Source organism: Streptomyces sp. NPDC002640 (genome assembly GCF_053592575.1).
Window position 1 is genome coordinate 161551 of record NZ_JBSFVZ010000005.1, and the last position, 16039, is coordinate 177589.

24 protein-coding genes and 1 pseudogene are annotated in these 16039 nt (G+C 71.6%); 8 read left to right on the forward strand and 17 right to left on the reverse strand.

From position 1 onward, the window contains the following. The first annotated feature begins 49 nt into the window (after positions 1-49). On the forward strand, positions 50-493 hold the full coding sequence (locus ACWD3O_RS09110; RefSeq protein WP_451415374.1) for a hypothetical protein: 444 nt from the start codon (positions 50-52) through the stop codon (positions 491-493). Here ACWD3O_RS09110 and ACWD3O_RS09115 read toward each other — a convergent pair. From ACWD3O_RS09115 to ACWD3O_RS09195, 17 genes and pseudogenes are all read right to left on the reverse strand, one after another. Further along, complete coding sequence (locus ACWD3O_RS09115) at positions 451-846, reverse strand: hypothetical protein (protein WP_451415375.1); 396 nt, start codon at positions 844-846, stop codon at positions 451-453. The two genes, ACWD3O_RS09110 and ACWD3O_RS09115, sit on opposite strands and share 43 nt — an antisense overlap. A gap of 171 nt (positions 847-1017) precedes the next feature. Beyond that, positions 1018-1602: a GNAT family N-acetyltransferase gene (locus ACWD3O_RS09120; protein WP_451415514.1), complete on the reverse strand. Its 585-nt coding sequence runs from the start codon at positions 1600-1602 to the stop codon at positions 1018-1020. Then, positions 1586-1798 (reverse strand): annotated as a pseudogene (locus ACWD3O_RS09125) (lasso peptide biosynthesis B2 protein); the annotation flags it as partial. The gene ACWD3O_RS09120 and the pseudogene ACWD3O_RS09125, both read right to left, overlap by 17 nt. Before the next feature lie 49 nt (positions 1799-1847). Further along, the gene (locus ACWD3O_RS09130) at positions 1848-2402 is read right to left on the reverse strand and encodes an AAA family ATPase (RefSeq protein WP_451415376.1); all 555 of its coding nucleotides are present in this window, start codon (positions 2400-2402) and stop codon (positions 1848-1850) included. After that, complete coding sequence (locus ACWD3O_RS09135) at positions 2399-2608, reverse strand: hypothetical protein (RefSeq protein ID WP_451415377.1); 210 nt, start codon at positions 2606-2608, stop codon at positions 2399-2401. The genes ACWD3O_RS09130 and ACWD3O_RS09135 overlap by 4 nt, the downstream gene beginning before the upstream one ends. Before the next feature lie 57 nt (positions 2609-2665). After that, positions 2666-3499, reverse strand: a complete 834-nt coding sequence (locus ACWD3O_RS09140; RefSeq protein ID WP_451415378.1) for a hypothetical protein — start codon at positions 3497-3499, stop codon at positions 2666-2668. Positions 3500-3652: 153 nt separating this feature from the next. After that, positions 3653-4411: a hypothetical protein gene (locus ACWD3O_RS09145; RefSeq protein ID WP_451415379.1), complete on the reverse strand. Its 759-nt coding sequence runs from the start codon at positions 4409-4411 to the stop codon at positions 3653-3655. 237 nt (positions 4412-4648) lie between these two features. Then, positions 4649-5014 (reverse strand): hypothetical protein, encoded by a 366-nt coding sequence (locus ACWD3O_RS09150; RefSeq protein WP_451415380.1) that lies wholly within the window; start codon positions 5012-5014, stop codon positions 4649-4651. A gap of 30 nt (positions 5015-5044) precedes the next feature. Further along, positions 5045-5332 carry a hypothetical protein gene (locus ACWD3O_RS09155; protein WP_325747127.1) on the reverse strand — a complete coding sequence of 96 codons (288 nt, stop codon included), beginning with the start codon at positions 5330-5332 and terminating at the stop codon, positions 5045-5047. Positions 5333-5409: 77 nt separating this feature from the next. After that, positions 5410-5535, reverse strand: a complete 126-nt coding sequence (locus ACWD3O_RS09160) for a hypothetical protein (RefSeq protein ID WP_451415381.1) — start codon at positions 5533-5535, stop codon at positions 5410-5412. An 82-nt stretch (positions 5536-5617) separates the two neighbouring features. Then, positions 5618-5974 (reverse strand): hypothetical protein, encoded by a 357-nt coding sequence (locus ACWD3O_RS09165; RefSeq protein WP_451415382.1) that lies wholly within the window; start codon positions 5972-5974, stop codon positions 5618-5620. 263 nt (positions 5975-6237) lie between these two features. After that, on the reverse strand, positions 6238-6981 hold the full coding sequence (locus ACWD3O_RS09170) for a hypothetical protein (RefSeq protein ID WP_451415383.1): 744 nt from the start codon (positions 6979-6981) through the stop codon (positions 6238-6240). Further along, positions 6978-7196, reverse strand: coding sequence for a hypothetical protein (locus ACWD3O_RS09175; protein ID WP_451415384.1), 219 nt, complete (start codon positions 7194-7196; stop codon positions 6978-6980). The genes ACWD3O_RS09170 and ACWD3O_RS09175 overlap by 4 nt, the downstream gene beginning before the upstream one ends. 574 nt (positions 7197-7770) lie before the next feature. Next, positions 7771-8568 carry a hypothetical protein gene (locus tag ACWD3O_RS09180; RefSeq protein ID WP_451415385.1) on the reverse strand — a complete coding sequence of 266 codons (798 nt, stop codon included), beginning with the start codon at positions 8566-8568 and terminating at the stop codon, positions 7771-7773. Between the two features lie 8 nt (positions 8569-8576). After that, entirely contained in the window at positions 8577-10097 is a 1521-nt protein-coding gene (locus ACWD3O_RS09185) for a hypothetical protein (protein WP_451415386.1), read from the reverse strand. Further along, complete coding sequence (locus ACWD3O_RS09190) at positions 10090-10848, reverse strand: AAA family ATPase (RefSeq protein WP_451415387.1); 759 nt, start codon at positions 10846-10848, stop codon at positions 10090-10092. The genes ACWD3O_RS09185 and ACWD3O_RS09190 overlap by 8 nt, the downstream gene beginning before the upstream one ends. A gap of 2 nt (positions 10849-10850) precedes the next feature. Then, entirely contained in the window at positions 10851-12425 is a 1575-nt protein-coding gene (locus ACWD3O_RS09195; protein ID WP_451415388.1) for a Mu transposase C-terminal domain-containing protein, read from the reverse strand. A 152-nt stretch (positions 12426-12577) separates the two neighbouring features. Between ACWD3O_RS09195 and ACWD3O_RS09200 the strand changes: the two genes are divergently transcribed. From ACWD3O_RS09200 to ACWD3O_RS09230, 7 genes are all read left to right on the forward strand, one after another. Then, complete coding sequence (locus ACWD3O_RS09200; protein WP_451415389.1) at positions 12578-13075, forward strand: hypothetical protein; 498 nt, start codon at positions 12578-12580, stop codon at positions 13073-13075. A gap of 194 nt (positions 13076-13269) precedes the next feature. Further along, complete coding sequence (locus tag ACWD3O_RS09205) at positions 13270-14133, forward strand: recombinase family protein (protein WP_451415390.1); 864 nt, start codon at positions 13270-13272, stop codon at positions 14131-14133. An 8-nt stretch (positions 14134-14141) separates the two neighbouring features. Further along, positions 14142-14594, forward strand: a complete 453-nt coding sequence (locus ACWD3O_RS09210; RefSeq protein ID WP_451415391.1) for a hypothetical protein — start codon at positions 14142-14144, stop codon at positions 14592-14594. Then, positions 14585-14755: a hypothetical protein gene (locus ACWD3O_RS09215; protein ID WP_451415392.1), complete on the forward strand. Its 171-nt coding sequence runs from the start codon at positions 14585-14587 to the stop codon at positions 14753-14755. Before ACWD3O_RS09210 ends, ACWD3O_RS09215 begins: the two co-directional genes overlap by 10 nt. Then, a complete protein-coding gene (locus ACWD3O_RS09220) occupies positions 14752-14985 on the forward strand; it encodes a hypothetical protein (protein ID WP_451415393.1) in 234 nt (77 codons plus the stop codon). The genes ACWD3O_RS09215 and ACWD3O_RS09220 overlap by 4 nt, the downstream gene beginning before the upstream one ends. Further along, on the forward strand, positions 14978-15211 hold the full coding sequence (locus ACWD3O_RS09225; protein WP_451415394.1) for a hypothetical protein: 234 nt from the start codon (positions 14978-14980) through the stop codon (positions 15209-15211). Before ACWD3O_RS09220 ends, ACWD3O_RS09225 begins: the two co-directional genes overlap by 8 nt. Positions 15212-15620: 409 nt before the next feature. Beyond that, complete coding sequence (locus ACWD3O_RS09230) at positions 15621-16013, forward strand: hypothetical protein (RefSeq protein ID WP_451415395.1); 393 nt, start codon at positions 15621-15623, stop codon at positions 16011-16013. Positions 16014-16039 lie beyond the last annotated feature (26 nt).

Sequence of the window (16039 nt, forward strand, 5' to 3'; positions counted from 1 at the left end):
AACGGAGAGCACCGTGGGCAGCCTCTGGCGCCGTATGGACGCCACCGCTATGACCGGCACACTCATCCGCTGGCCAACGCACCTCGACAGCTACGGCGGCTGCGGCACCAGCGTGTACGCGCTATGGCCCGAGCGCACCGAGGAGCCCATGATCGTGTGCGCCGCAGGTCTGGACGTCCATGCCGTGCTCACCGAGGAACCGGTGGGCCCGGCCCCGGCATGGCGCCAGGCATTCCCCGACTTGGACGACGACGACATCGACGTCTCCTCGCGCTCCGACTGCCTGATCGGACATCTGCTGCTCGGGACCACCGGGGCGACCTGGGCCCTTCGGGACCCCGACGCGGATCCCGAGGCTCCGATGCACGAGGCGTTCTCAGGCTTCTGGCACGCGACTGAGGAGGACCTGACCGGGGCAGGCTGTCAGGTGATCGATGCCCTCAGCGCCTCCTACGGACGACGGCCCGTGCTGCTCACCGTGCAGGACACCTGATCTTCCAGCGGCGCGGGCGTGCTGCGCGCCCGCGCCCTGCACGCTCGATAGTGCGCCAGCGCCTCAGCCAGGGGTTCGTCCACGAACCCCTCGGCCTCCTCGACGGCCTCCAGCGGAAGGAGGTCGTCGGCGGCATATCCCAGGGCGGGGATCCCCCGCAGGTGCAGACTGAGCGCCTCCAGCCGGCCGAGGATCATCGCCTGGCGGGCCTGCTCCATGCTGAGACAGCGCCACCACATGTACCGGCCGGAGGCGCTGTCCGGTCGGGAAGGCAACAACGCCTGGACACCGGCGGCGCGCACGGCCAGCACCTCCGCTACCGGCTTGGCGAGCTGGACAGCCAGCCAGGACACCGAATCGGACCTCGCAACCTCTGCCGTGACCATGGGGCCCACGATCGCAGCCGTCACTGACATCGAAGGGAGAGCTAGGGCATGCTGAGCCTCTTCAGCCAGGCCCCGATGTCGGGGCGCGGACGTTGTCCGCTTGACCTGGTTGCCCGTACGACAAAATGCGCGAGTGGATCAACCAGACGCGGGGTGCGAGGGAGTGACGGCTGACGGTCCGATGAAGTCCGTGGCCAGAGCATCCATCACCATCTCGTCGCACACCTGGCCGAGCCAGTACCCAGCCTGCCGGATCGCACCGACCTTCCGGAAGCCAGCCTTCTCATACGCGCGGATCGCGCCCACGTTCGGCGCGAGAACCTTCAGCCAGAGCACCCGAAGGTTCGTGACGTGGAACGCGTAATCGAGGGTGAGCCGGGTCGCGGCCGTGCCCAGGCCCCGTCCACGGGCCTCCGGACCGAGCATGATCACGAACTCGGCCGTGCGGACACCGTGGTCCGGTAGCAGGGTCGCCACGCCGACCGGCGTCGGCTCGGAGTCGCCCAGGTCGTAGATGGTGAATCGGATGTTCTCGCCGCGCAGTTGGTGGGCCATGCCCTCGGTACGGGCCTCCAGGGACTCGGGCGCCTGGCGCCCGTAACCGACCAGGAGGGCGGGGTCCTGCTCCCAGCGCCAGTACGTCTCGACGAGATCAGCGCGGTACGGGCCGAGCCCGCAGGTTCCGGTGCGCAGCCAGATGATCGGGTCAGCAAGGCTGTTGATGACGGTCTCCGATCGTGAGCACGGGGGTGTAGGCGCGGGTCGAGAACGGCTCGGCGACGTCGTCGCCGGTCATAGCCTGCACCCAGGCATGGAGCCGGATCGGGTCGGACGCGATTCCGTGGCACCAGCGCACGCCGAGGCGCCGGGAGGCGAGCAGAAGTACGGCGGCGACGGACTCCTCCAGGCACGCGGTGCGTCCGGGGGAGTATCAGCCGGCCCGGCCATCATCGCTATCGCGGCGCTATTCACGACAGGTTCAGGAGGGTAAGGGCCTCCGCGACGACCTGGTCCGGAGTGAGCGCGGTCGTGTCGATCACGTCGGCCCGCTCACTCAGCCAGGAGCCGTACGCCTGCTCGTAGACCTCGAGCTTCCGACGCCGGAAGGCGCGGACCTTCTCGCTGCGCTCCTCATCGCCGGGGAACTCCATGCTGCCTTCGATGCGCTTCTTGATGACGTCGGAGTCGGCGTGCAGAAGGAGGTGGTGCACCTCGACACCGGCCTTCGCGAGGGCATCGAAGATCTCCTCGGCGTACTCGCGGCGCAGCAGCGTCATCGGCGCGATGACCGGCCCGCCCCGGGTCTGGCGGTCGAGCTCGGCGCAGAGGCCGGCGACCAGGGTGCGCCAGGCCGGGTAGTCCTGGAAGTCCTTCTGTCGGCTGGGGTGGTCGCCGATGCTCTTCCGCAGGACGAAGCCGATCTCCTCGGGGTCGGTGATCAGGCTGGTGGGGAGCTGCTGGTGGAGCAGGCGGGCGGTGGTGGTCTTGCCGCCGCCGAAGGGACCGTTAACCCAGATGATCATGTGTGCGTCGCTTTCGTGTTCTCGGTGATGGTCCTCTCCACGCAAGCGGACAGGTCCGTGTCGGCGCGCCGGTCGAGGGAGGCGTACAGCCCCTGTTCGAGAGCTTCGGCGTCGGCCAGCCGCCCCCGCACCCACCAGCCGCTCAGGGCTTCCGCGAGGTCCGCGACCGCCCCAGCATCCGCGCGATTGTCATCGACCTCGCCCACCGCCAACCCCCACACCAGACGGACCGAGAGGCTGACTGTGTCCAGGCCGCTGTGTTGTCAGTCCAGCAGGCTGAACTCGAGGTCGACGATGACCCGCGCAACGTGCTCCGGGTGCTTGCCGAGGAAGCTCCGCAGGTCATCCCAGAAGGGCCATCCGTCGAATGAGTCGTGGGCGTAGAGCTTGAGAGCGCCTCGGGGTTCGTCCTCGTCGGGTTCGCGTTCGAGGTAGGCGTACCCGAGGCGGTCCAGTTCCTCCATCGTGCTGCTGATCTCGCTCTGTGACCGGCGGGTGCGCCGGGACACCTCGGCGATGCCGAGTACGGCGTCGGCCTGGACGAGGAAGGAGAGGAGGCTGCGGGCCGGCGGGGTCAGCTCGGCGAGCTTGTCCGCGATGGTGTTGACCATCGCGACGTCGTCGTGCTTCTCGTCGGGCGTGAGCTTGTCGATCCCGATGGCGGCGTGCAGTGCGTCGAGGGTGGTGGCGTAGTGGACGGTCGCGGCTTTCGTGTGATCGGTGAACTGGGCCTCGATGTACGCGGCCGCGGCGCGGAACCGGTCTTCGTGCTTCCTCTTCATCCTGCGCAGCATGGGGGCGGGGTACTTGCTGCGGCTGTTCACGTGGTCGATCCGGGTGTGGTGCTTGGGGCATAGGAGCATCAGGTTGTCGGCGGCCCGGAGGGCCTGCCGGTCCAGTGCGGGATCGTGCCGGGGGCTGCTCGGCTCGACGCCGTGGATGTGGGCCACTTCGCCGATGAATGCGCCGTCTTCGCAGATGAGCCGCTCGGTGCAGGGGTCGAAGGCGCATTCGTTGCCGCTGAGGATCCACAGTTCCCGGGCGACCTGGCCCAGCGGCTCCATGCGGTTCGTCGGCTTCTTGGGTGAGGGGGGCACGGTGGGAGTCTTGCGTACCGCGGCGTCCCTGTGTGAGCGGATGCCGGATCTGTGCCGGCCGCCCCGGTGGAGCTGTCCGTCCCTGCTTGCGGGGGAGACTTCACCGGGGCGGCCGAGCCCGGCCGGGGTGAGGGCGTCCGGGTGATGGGTGGTTCAGGTCCGTTCTTCGGCTGCCAGTTCGTCGGCGAGGAGGCCGAGCTGCCACGCCTGCTCCTGCAGGTTGTCGATGATCTTGCCGAGTTTGCGTTCCCGCTTGGAGCCGGCGCCGCTCTGGTGGGGGTCGATGTTCGTCTTGGCGAGGAAGCCGGCGAGGCGCCGGAGGGCCTCGGTGCCGAGCTTGAGGTGGCTGAGCGGTGCGAGGTCCTTCTCGGCGACGGGGCCGGTGAGGGTGGGGTAGCTGTCAGAGCGTCGTTCGATCACCCGGGTCTCGTCGAGGCGCAGCAGGGCGGCGAGGGCGCGGGCGATGTGGGTGCTCTGCGGCGGGACGGCGGCCGCGCCTGCGCTGGCGTGGGTGGGCGGGGTGTCGCCGGGGTAGCCGAGGACGCCGGGGCCGAGGAGGTCCAGGATCTGTTCGGTGCACCGGCGGGTGCGGGTGCGGTCGTGGTCGTCGAGGGTGAGCTGGTCGAAGATGTCCTCTCCGTTGATGGCGGGACCGGACCAGGCGGGGAAGTGGCGTATGACGGTCGTGTGCGGGCCGAAGCCGACGAGGACCGCGCGGAACAGGTACTCGGTGTTGGTGAGGAGTCGCGTGCCGAGGTCGGTGGCGATGACGAGGGGGCCGGGGTGGTCGCGGGTGGGCCAGACGCGCAGGCGTACGTGACGGCGACCGCCGGCGGACACGAGGAAGGGCCAGGCGTGGTCGTCGCGCACCGGGGCGGTGCGTGCGGGGGTGGGCAGGTGGGGCTCTGTCATCGGGTTCCTAATGTGTGGGCCGCCGACGGTAGGCGCGGTTGCGGACAGATGCCCGTCGTAAGGGGCGGCGCCCGGGCTGTCGGGCGACACGGGCGTGTCAGTGGTCGGCGACATGCGGTGTCAGTACGTACGGACGCCCCCGGCACGGGATTGCGCCGGGGGCGGTGTGTGACTACGTGTGGCAGTCTGCCGTGCGAAGCGGACACCGCGGTGCCCGCGTGCTGGACGGTCCGGCCGTCAGCTGCCCGAGGCGGCCGGCTGCTCCGGGTGGGTCGTTACCCAGCAGCGCACCAGGCGCATACGCGGGCGCATCAACGGCCATCGCTGCTGCTTACGCAGCTGCCGGAGTGCGGTCTCGCGTTCGTGGTCGGGCAGGTCTTCCAGGCTCAGGATGTCGCGGGAGACGCTGTCGAAGAGGCTGTCCTCTCCCCAGTTCACGCGGTGCTGGCGTTCCCGCCAGGCGCGGCCCTCCAGGTCCATGGCCGCCCGCCCGAGCACGTGATCAGGCACCTCGTGCCCGCTGACCTCACGCTTCGGAGCCCACTGGTAGGAGACGAGGACGTCGTCCCGGGTGTAGTCGGGCCCTGCGACGCTCAGGCTCATGTGCGCGTTCCTCTCGTGGTTGAGGGGCATTCAGTCGTCGCGGCCGTCGAGGATCTCGTGGGCGTTGTGCCTCAGAACCTCGGCGAGGTCGCGAAGGCCGGCCAGTCCGGCGTACTCGTCGCGGGCTCCGGCGTCGGGCACGTCGGCCTTGGTCTTCTCCCACAGGCCGTCGACGAAGTCGTACAGCTCGTCGCGGGCGGCGGCCTGTTCCCGCAGGTGTGCGGTACTCAGGGCCTCCAGTCCGGCCTTGTCGTGGGTGCTGATGTCGTCGCCCAGTTCCTGGGCGGCTTCCTGCAACGACTCGAACTCGACTGCCATGGTGGTGGTTCCTCCCCTTGGTGAAGCGGACGTGGTGCGGTTCATCGTGCCTGTCAGGTAGGACAGGCAGGGAGCGGTCAGGAGTGGGCGGCGGTGTTGCCGACGATCATCTCCAGGACCCAGGTCTCCGGGACCGTCGATGCGGCCCAGCGCCAGGCGCTCGAAGATGTCGGCTGCCACGAGAACGTCAGCTGCTCTGCCATGGGCAGTGTCAGTGCGCGGACAGGGGTGAGGGCGGGGGCCGTCACGCTCCCCGCCCTCACGTACGTGTCACCGGTTCCCCGGTTACGGCTCCAGCGGTTTCGCGGTGGCCAGCGGTTCGTGAAGGTCGTCGGGGAGCTCGGGGTGATCGCGCCAGCCGACGCACAGGCCGAGGATGTCGTCCCACCCCTGCCGCAGGATGTCCGGGTTCCCGTCGGGCCATTCGAGCTGCCGCAGGAGCGTCTTCTCGTAGTAGCCGATGGCCTGGATCAGGGCCTCGGGCACGCGCAGGATCAGTGCGGCGTCGGCGGGCTTCTCCACTCCGTCGGCGAGTTCCGGGACGCGCCGTTTGAGGGTGTCGGTGGTCTCCTGCACGCGGGCGGTGGCGAACGCGGCGAGGGCGCGGACCTGCTCGATGGTGGGCGGGGCGGTGGTGGTCATGACTCTGGAGCGTAGAGGCGGGTGGCCGGCGGGTTCAGCTGGATTGGTGAAGTGCTCGTACGGCCCGGTCGGCGCCTGCGCGGTCGACGACGTCGGCGAGGACCGTACGGGGTGCGACCGCTCGGCCGGCCTGTCGCCTTCTACTCCGGTGTCCGAGCCGTACGGCCCGAAGGGCCCGCTCTGTCCGGGCCGGTTGGCACCCAGGGCGAGGGCGCCGCCCTCCCTCCGGTGCGGGGCGGGGATCACGCGTCCTCCCCGGTCGCCTATGCGGGGAGGACGACGGTGTCGGCGGGGCGGAACTTGGCCAGGCACAGCCCGCACAGCACTGGCCCCTGCTCGTAGAAATACGGGGTGACTTGCTGGCGCCGGGGGACGGGGGTGCACTCGCAGACGATCGCGAACCGGGCGCCAGCGCGTCCGCCGCGCGGTGAGGCGACGGCCTGCACAGTGGCTTCGAGCTGGACGGCGGCCGCGGCGTCGAGTGCGGCGATCACCTCGGCCCACCGCTCGGCTTGGGCGTCGGACAGCGGGCAGCGGCCCGTGCCGATCGCGCGGGCGGCCCGGGCCGGCGGGGTGAGCCCGACTTCGCGGGCGAGCCGGCCGTAGCGCTTGTTGTGCCAGCGCCGGTCACCGTCGCTGACGTCGACGATGTCGCGGGTGAGGGCCAGGCCGTGCGCGGCGTGGTGCAGCAGGCCCTCCATCAGGGGCCGCCCGCCCAGGCCGAGGGTGCCGGAGGAGACCTGGAGCTCCATGGTCAGGTGCCCGTCGCGTTCGAAATGGCGCCCGGTGCGCAGGGCGGTGCAGTTGGTGGGGTCCAGGGCGCCGGCCGTGGGCGGCACAGTGAGGGAGATGTCGGGGACGTCGGTGTAGCGGCGTCGGATCTCGCGCCACGCGGTTTCCACCGCGCTGATGATGACCGCGCCGTGCACGACGGGCGCGGTCACCCCGGCCGCTGGCGGTGCCGCGGCGGGCGAGTTCGTGTCGGTGAAGAGGGTCAGGTCGGTCACGAGGCGCTGCCTTGGAGCTGAGCGGGGGTGCGGGGGGCCCGCAGCAACTGCTCGCGGACGGCGGTGGGCCGGCCGCCGACGCGGCCGCGGGCCAGGGCTGCGGCCAGGCCCGCGGCCGACATCCGGGCGTAGCCGATGCGGATCTCGCTCGGCCGCGCGGGGAAGGCGGCCAGGAGGTCGTCCTCCGTGTCGAACACGTCGGTCAGGGTCGTCACGTACGGCAGTGTGCCGTCAACTAGCCATCTTTTGGTGAGGAACGCCCCGAGACCCCTCGAACCGACCACGTCGCGTACAGCCTGCGGATGCTCTCCGAGCCGTCGCCTACTGACACGCTTCATGTCGCCGACCCACTGACGTACGTCGTTCGACACGGCACGCGCTCCGTCTCACGGGGGGCCGGTGTCCGCTCCCCCGCGTACGGTGCGCTCGTGCCTCACCGAACCGCCTCCCCCGTGTCTACGACCAGCGAAGGAACCCATAACGGCAAGAAGCGCTCCGCCCTCCTTTTAGCCCGCCTGCCCCACCCGCACCGTGCCCACCCGGCCGTGACGACTCGTCACGGGTCGTCACGTGTCGTTCCGAATCGTCACGTCCGAGCCCCCAAGAGGGCCGGGGGCCGGACAGCCACCCGTAGAGGAGGACTCCAGGCTTCTTGCCGTTATGGATTCGTGGGCTGGTCGCAGGCACAGGTGCTGTCCTCTCTCGTGAGCAGTGCCCGCACCGTACGGACCAGACCGGACAGCACCATGAGTGTCGTGCGCAGAGTGGATGTCAGTGGGATGCGCAGGGTTATGACAGCGGGATCGCAGAGTCCGTGTCAGTAGACGGTGGCGGCTCGGAGAGCATCCGCAGGCTGTAGAGCACGTTGTCGTGGAAGCGGTCGATTATGTCGCCGCGCGTGACCATGTCGGCGGCGGCGAGGTCTTCGAGGGCTTGACGCTGGGCGGCGTCGCCGGTGTCGATGCCACCGTCGACCCAGACGCGCAGGAGCACCTCGGCCTCGGCGGGCTGGATGGGGCCGCGGATGTCGGGGCGGGGGTTCTTCCGTCCTGAGAGCGCGTCGACCTGGTGCTGGGCGAGGACGTCGAGGCGCGGGGTGGCGGTGTACGCCTCAGGTGGGACGTGGCGGAGGGCGAGCGCGCCGCCGGCGTCGGGGTGGGTGCGGGCGTGGTCGAGGGCGGCGTCGGTGCGGTGGCGGGTCCAGGACAGAGCAGCGGCGAGGCCGTCGGCGGTGAGGGGACCGTCCGCGTACGCGAGGGCGGTGACGACGGTGCGCGCGTCGTGGTCGGCGCCGGCCGGGCGCCGGTCGAGGACTTGGCGCTGGCGGGGCAGCTCGAAGAGGTCGTCGGCGCCGGTCATCAGGTCGGCGGGGTGCATGTCGAGGCGGCGGGCGAGTTCGAGCAGGACGCGGACGGGCAGGTCGGGGAGTTCGTCGAGGTCGATCTGGTGCTCGTGGACGCCGAGGAGGTCGGCGAGCTGCCAGCCGGTCATGCCCGCGGCCAGGAGCCGGCGCTTGATGACGTGGGAGCGCTGTACCGATTCGCGGCGCCGCTGGGGGCCCTCGCGGCGAGGGGGCCGGTTGGACATCGCGGAGGTCACAGGCGGCTGCGGATGTCGTCGCTGAGCGGGACGAGGTCCAGGCCGCGGTAGTGCATCCACCCGGCGGCCGCCGCGTCGTGGCTGCCTTCGTCGCCGTGGCGGCAGTGGGAGCGGTGGAGCCAGGCCGGGTTGAAGTGGATGCGGTGGCAGGTGCGGATAACCGCCTCGCGCAGGTGGAGCTCCGGGCTCTTGTTGCCCGGGTCCTTGTCGTGGATGAACAGGGGGTCGGCGTCGGTGGCGCCCTGGCTGCGCCGGTAGGCGAGGTGGGCGGCCAGGAGCGGGGCGGCGTGCGCCGGCAGGAGCACGGGGTCGTCGGATTCGAGGTGGAGGACCTGGAGGGCGTTGAGCTCGTGCGGCAGGTGGTGGTGGGACTTCCACCGCCAGGGGGCGCGGAGGTAGCGGGCCTCCGGAGCTTCGTAGGGGCTGCCGGTGACGGGGAGGCGGACGCTGCTGCCGTCGGGGGCCGTGTTGCCGCAGGTGATCAGGCCGAATCCGGTGGGCCCGTGGGAGAGGTGGACGGACAGGGCGGTCGCCGCGGCGGCTTCGGGCGGAGCGACGGTACGGATCTTGTGGCAGAGGCGTTCGGTGAGCTGGGAGAGCAGGCGGGTGGTGGGTGCGGTACCGAGGGTCTCCATCTGCCAGCGCAGGAGGTAGCCGCGCAGGAACAGGGCGACCTGGACGGCGCGGAGCCGTACGAGGGCGTGGGCCTGATCGGAGGCAGGGCCGATGCGGTGGTCGCGCAGGTAGAAGGTGAGGCGGGCGCCGAAGGCGCGGGTGTGCCGGACGCTACCGGGCGGGTGGTGGTGTCCGGCGAGGCCGCGGCGGGTCAGCCACTGGTCGGCCAAGTGGATCTCGCGGCCGTAGACCTCGTTCAGCGCGGTGAAGGTGTTGCCCGGGAGCTTCGCGCGGCAGTGGGCCAGGAAGACGGGGAAGTCCTGCATGGGCAGGACGGGGCCGACGCCTTCGGCCCACGGGGTGGCCGCATCGGCGCGCAGGGGGCTGGTGAGGGAGCGGGGCGAGGGCGGCAGTTCGCGGGCGAAGGCGGTCAGGTCGATCGTCTGGAAGCGGTAGCCGGCGTGGTGGAAGGCGTGGACGGGCGGCTTCAGGTAGGCGTCGTTGTCGGTGTCGGGCCAGATGAGCCACACGGTGGCGTCCGCGCGGGTGCCGAGTTCGGCGAGCAGGTTGAGGGCGCCGTCGGGGAGCCGGTGGGCGCGGTCGACGACGAGGTGGCGTATCTGGTCGGTGGCGAGCCAGGCGGCGGCCTGGCGCCACGCGTCGGGGGCCGGGGTGCGGTCGGCGAGGAGGGTGGTGGGGCTGCGGCCGGTGGCGGTGAGGATGTCGAGGGCCAGATCGCTGGTGCGGCCGGCGGGGGTGGGGCGGACGACGAGCCGTCCGGGCCCTTCGACGGCGGCCAGGCGGCGCACGATGCGGTGGTCGTCGCCGGGGTTGCGGACCATCACCAGGCGGGGGCCGGGCGGCAGGTCGCGGTTGAGGACCGTAGGCGCGGGATCAGGCATACACGCCGCCGCCGAGGAGGGTCAGGGCGTTGTCGATGACCTCGATGTCGATGCGGTCCCGGCCGGCGGCCTGGCACAGTCCGGCGGCGGTGTGGGTGAAGGCGGCCCAGTCGCGCATGGTGCCCTGCCCGTACAGCTCGTCGATCTGCCGCAGCAGGGCGTCGTCCGCGCCCGCGTAGATGGGGTGGTAGTCGCGCATCAGGGCGGGGATCTCGTCGGTGGCCAGCGGGCGGAAGGGCAGACGCCGGAAGACCCGGGAGCGGAGCATCGGTTCGCGGGAGAGGACTTCCCAGCAGCCGTCACCGCCGACGTAGAGCAGGGCGAACTTCGTCTTCGGCTCGTCGTGCAGGTGCCGCAGCAGTTCGATGCAGTCGCTGTTGAGGCGCTGGGCCTCGTCCACGACGACCAGGCGCTTGGGGTGGGAGAGCAGGTCCAGGAGCCGGTTGGTGATGTGGAACCGGTTGCGGGACTTGGGGGCGACGGTGCCGGTGAGCGCGGCCAGGAGGTGGTCGGCGACCAGGCGCATGGTGGGGCGGGCGGTGAAGGACAGGGAGCAGACGGCGGGCCCGCCGCGGGTGGCCTGGTCCTCCAGGGCGGCCTCGACCGCGTACGTCTTGCCGGTGCCGGCCGGGCCGTGGATGACGCCGGTGGCGTTGTTCTTCACGAGGTCGTCCACGACGCGGTGGGCGAGCTGGAAGGTGCCGGTCGGCAGCGTCGCGGCGCCGGTCAGGTCGGCGAAGTGCCGGGGCATCGTCAGTTCTCCTCGTTCGTGGTGATCGGGGTGATGCCGAGCAGGGAGGTGGAGGCGCGGGCACGCAGGGCGGCGTCGAGCTGCTGGCGGGTGGAATCGCGGCCGACCTTGTCAGTGACGAGCCGGGATTCGGCGGCCGGGCTGTCGCCGGTCATCGGTGCGAGCTCGCGGCGGGCCCGCCGGGATGCCTTGCGGCGTTCGCGGCCGAGCCGGGCTGCCTCGTCGCGCTGCTGGAGGCGGAAGGCGTCGGTCTGTTCGGCGGTGAGCGTTCCGGTCGGCAGTGCGGTGCACAGGTGCTTGCCGCCCAGGTAGACCTCGACGGACCGGTCGTCGTGCGGCATGTAGCGGATCTGGACGACCTGGCCGACGCGGCCGTGGATCTCCGGGGCGACGTAGGCGTGCCCGTTCAGGTGGATGCCGTCCTTCTGGATGGTGCGCTCGTCGCCGGCCAGCAGCAGGTGGCGCAGCTTGTCCGCATCGATCCGGTGCAGGGGCGCCTCGTCCTCCTGCCAGGCGGCCAGCGGGGTGCGGCCGTCCAGCATCCGGTGCGGGCGTTCGGTGTTGTACCAGCGGGTCCAGGCGGCGAGCCGCTGCACGAAGTCGTCCAGGAGCATCGGCCCGCCGGTCTTCTCGGCGGCGCGCTTGGCGGCCGGGCTGTCGCCGACGGGCCCGTACAGGCGGCCCGACGCGTCGCGGGGCCCGCCGGTGAAGCCGGGCATCAGGGAGATGAGGGTCTGCTCGATGGTCAGGTTGACCCGCTCGACCTTGCCCTTGCGGTGCGGGGTGAACGCCGGCAGGCGGTGGACGGTGACGCACAGCGCGGCCATCACGTCCTTGATGGTGGCGGCGGCGAACTCCAGGCCGCGGTCGATCCGTACGCGGGCCGGGACCGCGCCGAACGGTGAGACGTCGGGGTCGTGGACCAGGGCCATGCGCATCGCGGTGAGCACGGTGCCCGCGTGCGGGCTCACCGCGAGCGACCAGCCGAGCAGGGCGCGGGTGCCGTCGTCGACGATCGTGGTCATCCACGGGGAGAGCGGCTTGCCCTTGGGCGGGTGCACGAGGATCGGCAGCTGCTTGTGGTCCATCTCCCACACCCGGCCCCTCGCCTCGTCCGGGCGCCGCAGATAGACCGACTTCGCCCGGCGCCCGGACTCGCCGACCTTCCACGCGGCCCGCTCGGCCGGGGTGAGCTCGCGATTGAAGGCGACCTGCATCGTGCGCAGCGCGAGCGGGGCGGCGTCCGCCCAGCCCTCGCGCAGGAAGTCGGGGACCGGCGCGCCGGCGGTGGTGCCGTCGCCGTCGACCACGGCCTGGCGGGCGCGGTGCACGGCGGAGACGTTCCCCCGGTACAGGGCGTACGCCTCCCGGTCGGTCTCGCTCAGCACGTACGGCTCGGGCCCGCGTCGTTCGGGCACGCGGGCGGGCGCGGACAGCCACCGCCACACCGTGCGCTCGCTGACGCCCAGGCCCTCGGCGGCCAGGCGCACATGGGCGGCCGACAGCTGCTCGGCGTCGCGCAGCTGGATCAGCCGGGCCACCGCCGCCGCCCGCTTCGACTCGTCCGCCCCCTCCATGATCGGCAGTCTCCGGCAGCGTCCCGAAACACGTTCGGGACACCCGCCCCGTTCACCCATACGAGTGAACGAGGGGTGATCGGCGTGCAGGCTTCCCCGCCACGTCCACGCTGATCACGGTGCGAAGGCCGCACAGCCGAAGGGAGACCGTGTTGGGGATCGAGTCGCTGTTCAAGAGGAAGCTGCCGTACGAGAACTGGCCCAAGGACTACGACCACGTGGCAAGCGACATGGCGAAGGCCGCCGGAGTGGGGGTGGCGCGCGTGCGGTGCCACCGCAACACCTGGGACTACCTGGCCCAGCAGGTCCCGCAGCACAAGAGGGGCGGCCCGTCAGCCGCCGTGGACGTCGTGGACAACGTCTTCCGCGCGCCGGCGGAGGAGGACATCACCACCGAGCCGGACGGCCTGGTCACCGTGCCGCTGTCGGGCAGCACCCTCGCCGCGGTACTGCACTTCTGCTCCAACATCCAGGACTGGCCCTACCGCCCGAACCACGCCTACAACCAGCTGGACAAGGCGATCGGGCGGCGGGTGGGTGCGGCGATCTCGCAAGCCATGCAGAACGTCGTCCCCGCAGCGGACGCCTCCGGGGCGACGGCGGTCGTCTACCTGGACGACAAGATCACCGCGAAGGACGCCACGGCGTGATCCGGGCGTAGATCCGTACGACAGGCGTTCACTCGCGCGTCCCGGAAACGGTCGTTTCCGGGACGGCCGACCGCCGGGGCCGACGGAGCACGGGAGGCGTCCCGAAAGGCGTCCCGAAACCGGCGGGCGCGGCAGAGAAGCGGGACGGGTATTCGGGACGGGCCGCATCGAGCGGCCGGGCGGGAGGGGAACACGTGGACGGCCACCTGGACGAGATCGCCCGCGCCGAGCTCATCGAGCGCGAACCGTGCCCGCGGTGCGGAGCGGCGCCCGGGTCGGTCTGCCGAGCGAACTCCGGTGTCGTCGCAGTCGACTACCACACCGGCCGCTACGCCAAGATCCCCGGACTGAAGTCCGGGCCCGCGATCCGCATCCCCGCCGCCCGCGGCCCCGGCCGCACCTGGCAGCCCGGCCCCGAACCCCACCTCAACCCCGAACTGCTCGCGCGGGCCGGCGACCGCATCGGCTACGCCCGCGTCTCCAGCAAGGGCCAGGACCTCGCCGGACAGGTCCGCCTCCTGAAGAAAGCCGGCTGCGTCCGGATCTACGTCGAGAAGATCGGCACCCGGGAGAAGATCCGCCCCGAGTACAACGACGCGCTCGCCGACCTCCGCCCGGCTGACACCCTCACCGTCACCATGCTCGACCGGCTCGGCCGCAACATGATCGAGCTCATCACCTCCGCGCAGGACCTCGCCGAACGCGACCACCGCCTGGAGATCCTCGGCGGCCCGCTCGCCGGGATGTACGACCCGCAGGGCGCGGGCAAGGTCCTCTTCGTGGTGTTCGCCGCGATGGCGGAGGTCGAGCGGGAGTTCATCCACGAGCGGACCCTCATCGGCCTGGACACCGCGGCGGCAAACGGCAACCACGGCGGCCGCCCGCCGGCCGTCGACGGCGACATGCTCGCCATCGCGCTCCGGCGCCGCGAGGCCAACGAGCCCGTCACCTCGATCGCCCGGCACCTCGGCGTCGGCCGCTCCACCCTGTACCGCACGCTCGCCGCGTACGACGAAGCCGTCGCCACCGGCCGCGAACCCGCTCCCGCCACACGATGAGGAACACCATGAGCGCCACCACCAACAGCACCTGCCCGGCGTGCACGAACTGGGCCTACGCGAGCAGCCAGCCCAACTACGACCACATCCACGCGGTCCGCGCCCTGCCCGACGAGGACCACGAGGACACCCACCTCGTCCTCCACGGCTTCGCGACCGGCTTCGCCTCGGAGAGCGTTCCCGGCCTCGCACAGACCTGGGTGTTCTTCGAGCACCTGGAGCCCGCCCTGGTCTTCGGCCGGGCCGGACGGATGTCCGTCCACGACATCACCAGCTACGGCGTCTACCGGGCCGCCCGTGAGATCCGCTTCGACGACGACACCGGCCGGCAGGTCACCAGCCTGTACGTCACCGGCCGCAAGCTTGACCGCGAGACGGGCGAGGAGAAGCACTTCACCCGCTGGACGCGGGGCGTGAAGCCCGACTCGGCGCACTTCGAGGACCCGGCGCGATGCCGTTGACCCCCGCACCGATCCCGGGCGCCATCCACTCCCTGCCCGACCCGCTGCCGCATAAGGTGACCGACGTGATTGTGCTGCCGCCGCACCGCACCAAGGACCACGGCGCCACCCCCGCGCTCGCCACAGCAGCGCCCGCCGCCCGCAGCGGGAGCGAGCAGTGACGCTGTGGCGGCAGGTCCTGGCCGCGCTCACCGACGACACCCTCGACGACGCGGAGCGCGAAGCCATCGTGGCTCGTGGCGCCGCCCAGCTCGCCGTACGGCGCGCGCCCGAGGGCCAGCAGCCCACCGCCGACGAGGTGATGGCGCTGGCATACGAAGAGTTCAACCTGCTTCTCGATGCCGATCAGGCACACGCCGCCCTGCGGGAAGCCGGCCGCGCACATGGGTGACCCGGACGACGACCACGGCGTTGAAGCCGGTGTGACCACCACCATGCGGCTCACGCCCCACGTCGCCGCCCAGCGCGGCGGGAGCGAAACGGTTCCGCGCCCCGAGCTGGAGCCGATCTTCACCGAACTCGCCGCACGGTGGGAAAGCTCCGGCCGGGCCGTACCCGGCCGGGCGGACGAGGAGTGGGCGGTCCTCGCCCGCCGCTACCCCTGGCCCGTACGCTGACCGCGCGGTGCGGGCACGGCCCCCACCGCCCCCGCACCGCACCCCCAAGGAACCGCAGGCGCCCCCGGCGCCGCGCTCCCGGGCTGCCGGACCGACACCGTGATTGGGCCCCGGTCCGGCAGCCCCACCAGTCCACCACCCCAGCCGGGGTCGCACGCAACAGCGCCCGGCAGCACGAAGCCCTGGTCCCGAGGGGGAGACCAGGGCTACCGGTCCCGGCCGAGGAACCGCAGAGCCGTTGACGCGACCCCGACGCCAGGCGCGGAAGTCGGGGTCGCGGACTGCACCGGCCCGACGTGGGGCGTCCAGACCAGTGCACGCGTCGCACGTCTCAACGCCACCGTGCCGACAAGGACACGATCGTCGTCAACACCGGCAGCGTGTCCGCCTCTGCTGAGACGATTCCCTCATGCAGCCACTGCCCGCCCCGTGCCCCGCCGAGCAGGTCCCCGACGCCACCGCGGTCGACGCCTTCAACGACGCCTACCGGCAGGCCAAGCACCAGCACGCGGTGTTCGTCGCCGTCGAGAACCAGGGCCGGCGCTGGACCGTGAAGGCCGACGCGCTCCCCGCCGGACCGGAACACACCGTCGCCGACGCCGCGTACGACGCGATCCGCGCCGCCGTCATCCGCCTGATCCGCGCACGGGAGATCCGCTCCGACTCCTCCGCCGGCCCGGTGTACTTCGTGCTGTACGACGTGGAGACCGAGCACCGGGCCCGCGAACTGGCCGCCGCCCTGCACGCCGCCCTCTACGGCGACCTCGAACCCCTCGCCCGGGCCGCGCCCGAAGCATCCTGACGCCGCTACCGGAGGCCGTACCGGCT

Coding starts and splice junctions, on each gene's coding strand:
- ACWD3O_RS09225 (WP_451415394.1), top strand. CDS start 14,978: ATGGGTGACCCGGACGACGACCACGGCGTTGAAGCCGGTGTGACCACC.
- ACWD3O_RS09230 (WP_451415395.1), top strand. CDS start 15,621: ATGCAGCCACTGCCCGCCCCGTGCCCCGCCGAGCAGGTCCCCGACGCC.
- ACWD3O_RS09110 (WP_451415374.1), top strand. CDS start 50: ATGACCGGCACACTCATCCGCTGGCCAACGCACCTCGACAGCTACGGC.
- ACWD3O_RS09150 (WP_451415380.1), bottom strand. CDS start 5,014: ATGAGCCTGAGCGTCGCAGGGCCCGACTACACCCGGGACGACGTCCTC.
- ACWD3O_RS09165 (WP_451415382.1), bottom strand. CDS start 5,974: ATGACCACCACCGCCCCGCCCACCATCGAGCAGGTCCGCGCCCTCGCC.
- ACWD3O_RS09180 (WP_451415385.1), bottom strand. CDS start 8,568: ATGTCCAACCGGCCCCCTCGCCGCGAGGGCCCCCAGCGGCGCCGCGAA.
- ACWD3O_RS09145 (WP_451415379.1), bottom strand. CDS start 4,411: ATGACAGAGCCCCACCTGCCCACCCCCGCACGCACCGCCCCGGTGCGC.
- ACWD3O_RS09155 (WP_325747127.1), bottom strand. CDS start 5,332: ATGGCAGTCGAGTTCGAGTCGTTGCAGGAAGCCGCCCAGGAACTGGGC.
- ACWD3O_RS09210 (WP_451415391.1), top strand. CDS start 14,142: ATGAGCGCCACCACCAACAGCACCTGCCCGGCGTGCACGAACTGGGCC.
- ACWD3O_RS09215 (WP_451415392.1), top strand. CDS start 14,585: ATGCCGTTGACCCCCGCACCGATCCCGGGCGCCATCCACTCCCTGCCC.
- ACWD3O_RS09185 (WP_451415386.1), bottom strand. CDS start 10,097: ATGCCTGATCCCGCGCCTACGGTCCTCAACCGCGACCTGCCGCCCGGC.
- ACWD3O_RS09160 (WP_451415381.1), bottom strand. CDS start 5,535: ATGGCAGAGCAGCTGACGTTCTCGTGGCAGCCGACATCTTCGAGCGCC.
- ACWD3O_RS09195 (WP_451415388.1), bottom strand. CDS start 12,425: ATGGAGGGGGCGGACGAGTCGAAGCGGGCGGCGGCGGTGGCCCGGCTG.
- ACWD3O_RS09190 (WP_451415387.1), bottom strand. CDS start 10,848: ATGCCCCGGCACTTCGCCGACCTGACCGGCGCCGCGACGCTGCCGACC.
- ACWD3O_RS09130 (WP_451415376.1), bottom strand. CDS start 2,402: ATGATCATCTGGGTTAACGGTCCCTTCGGCGGCGGCAAGACCACCACC.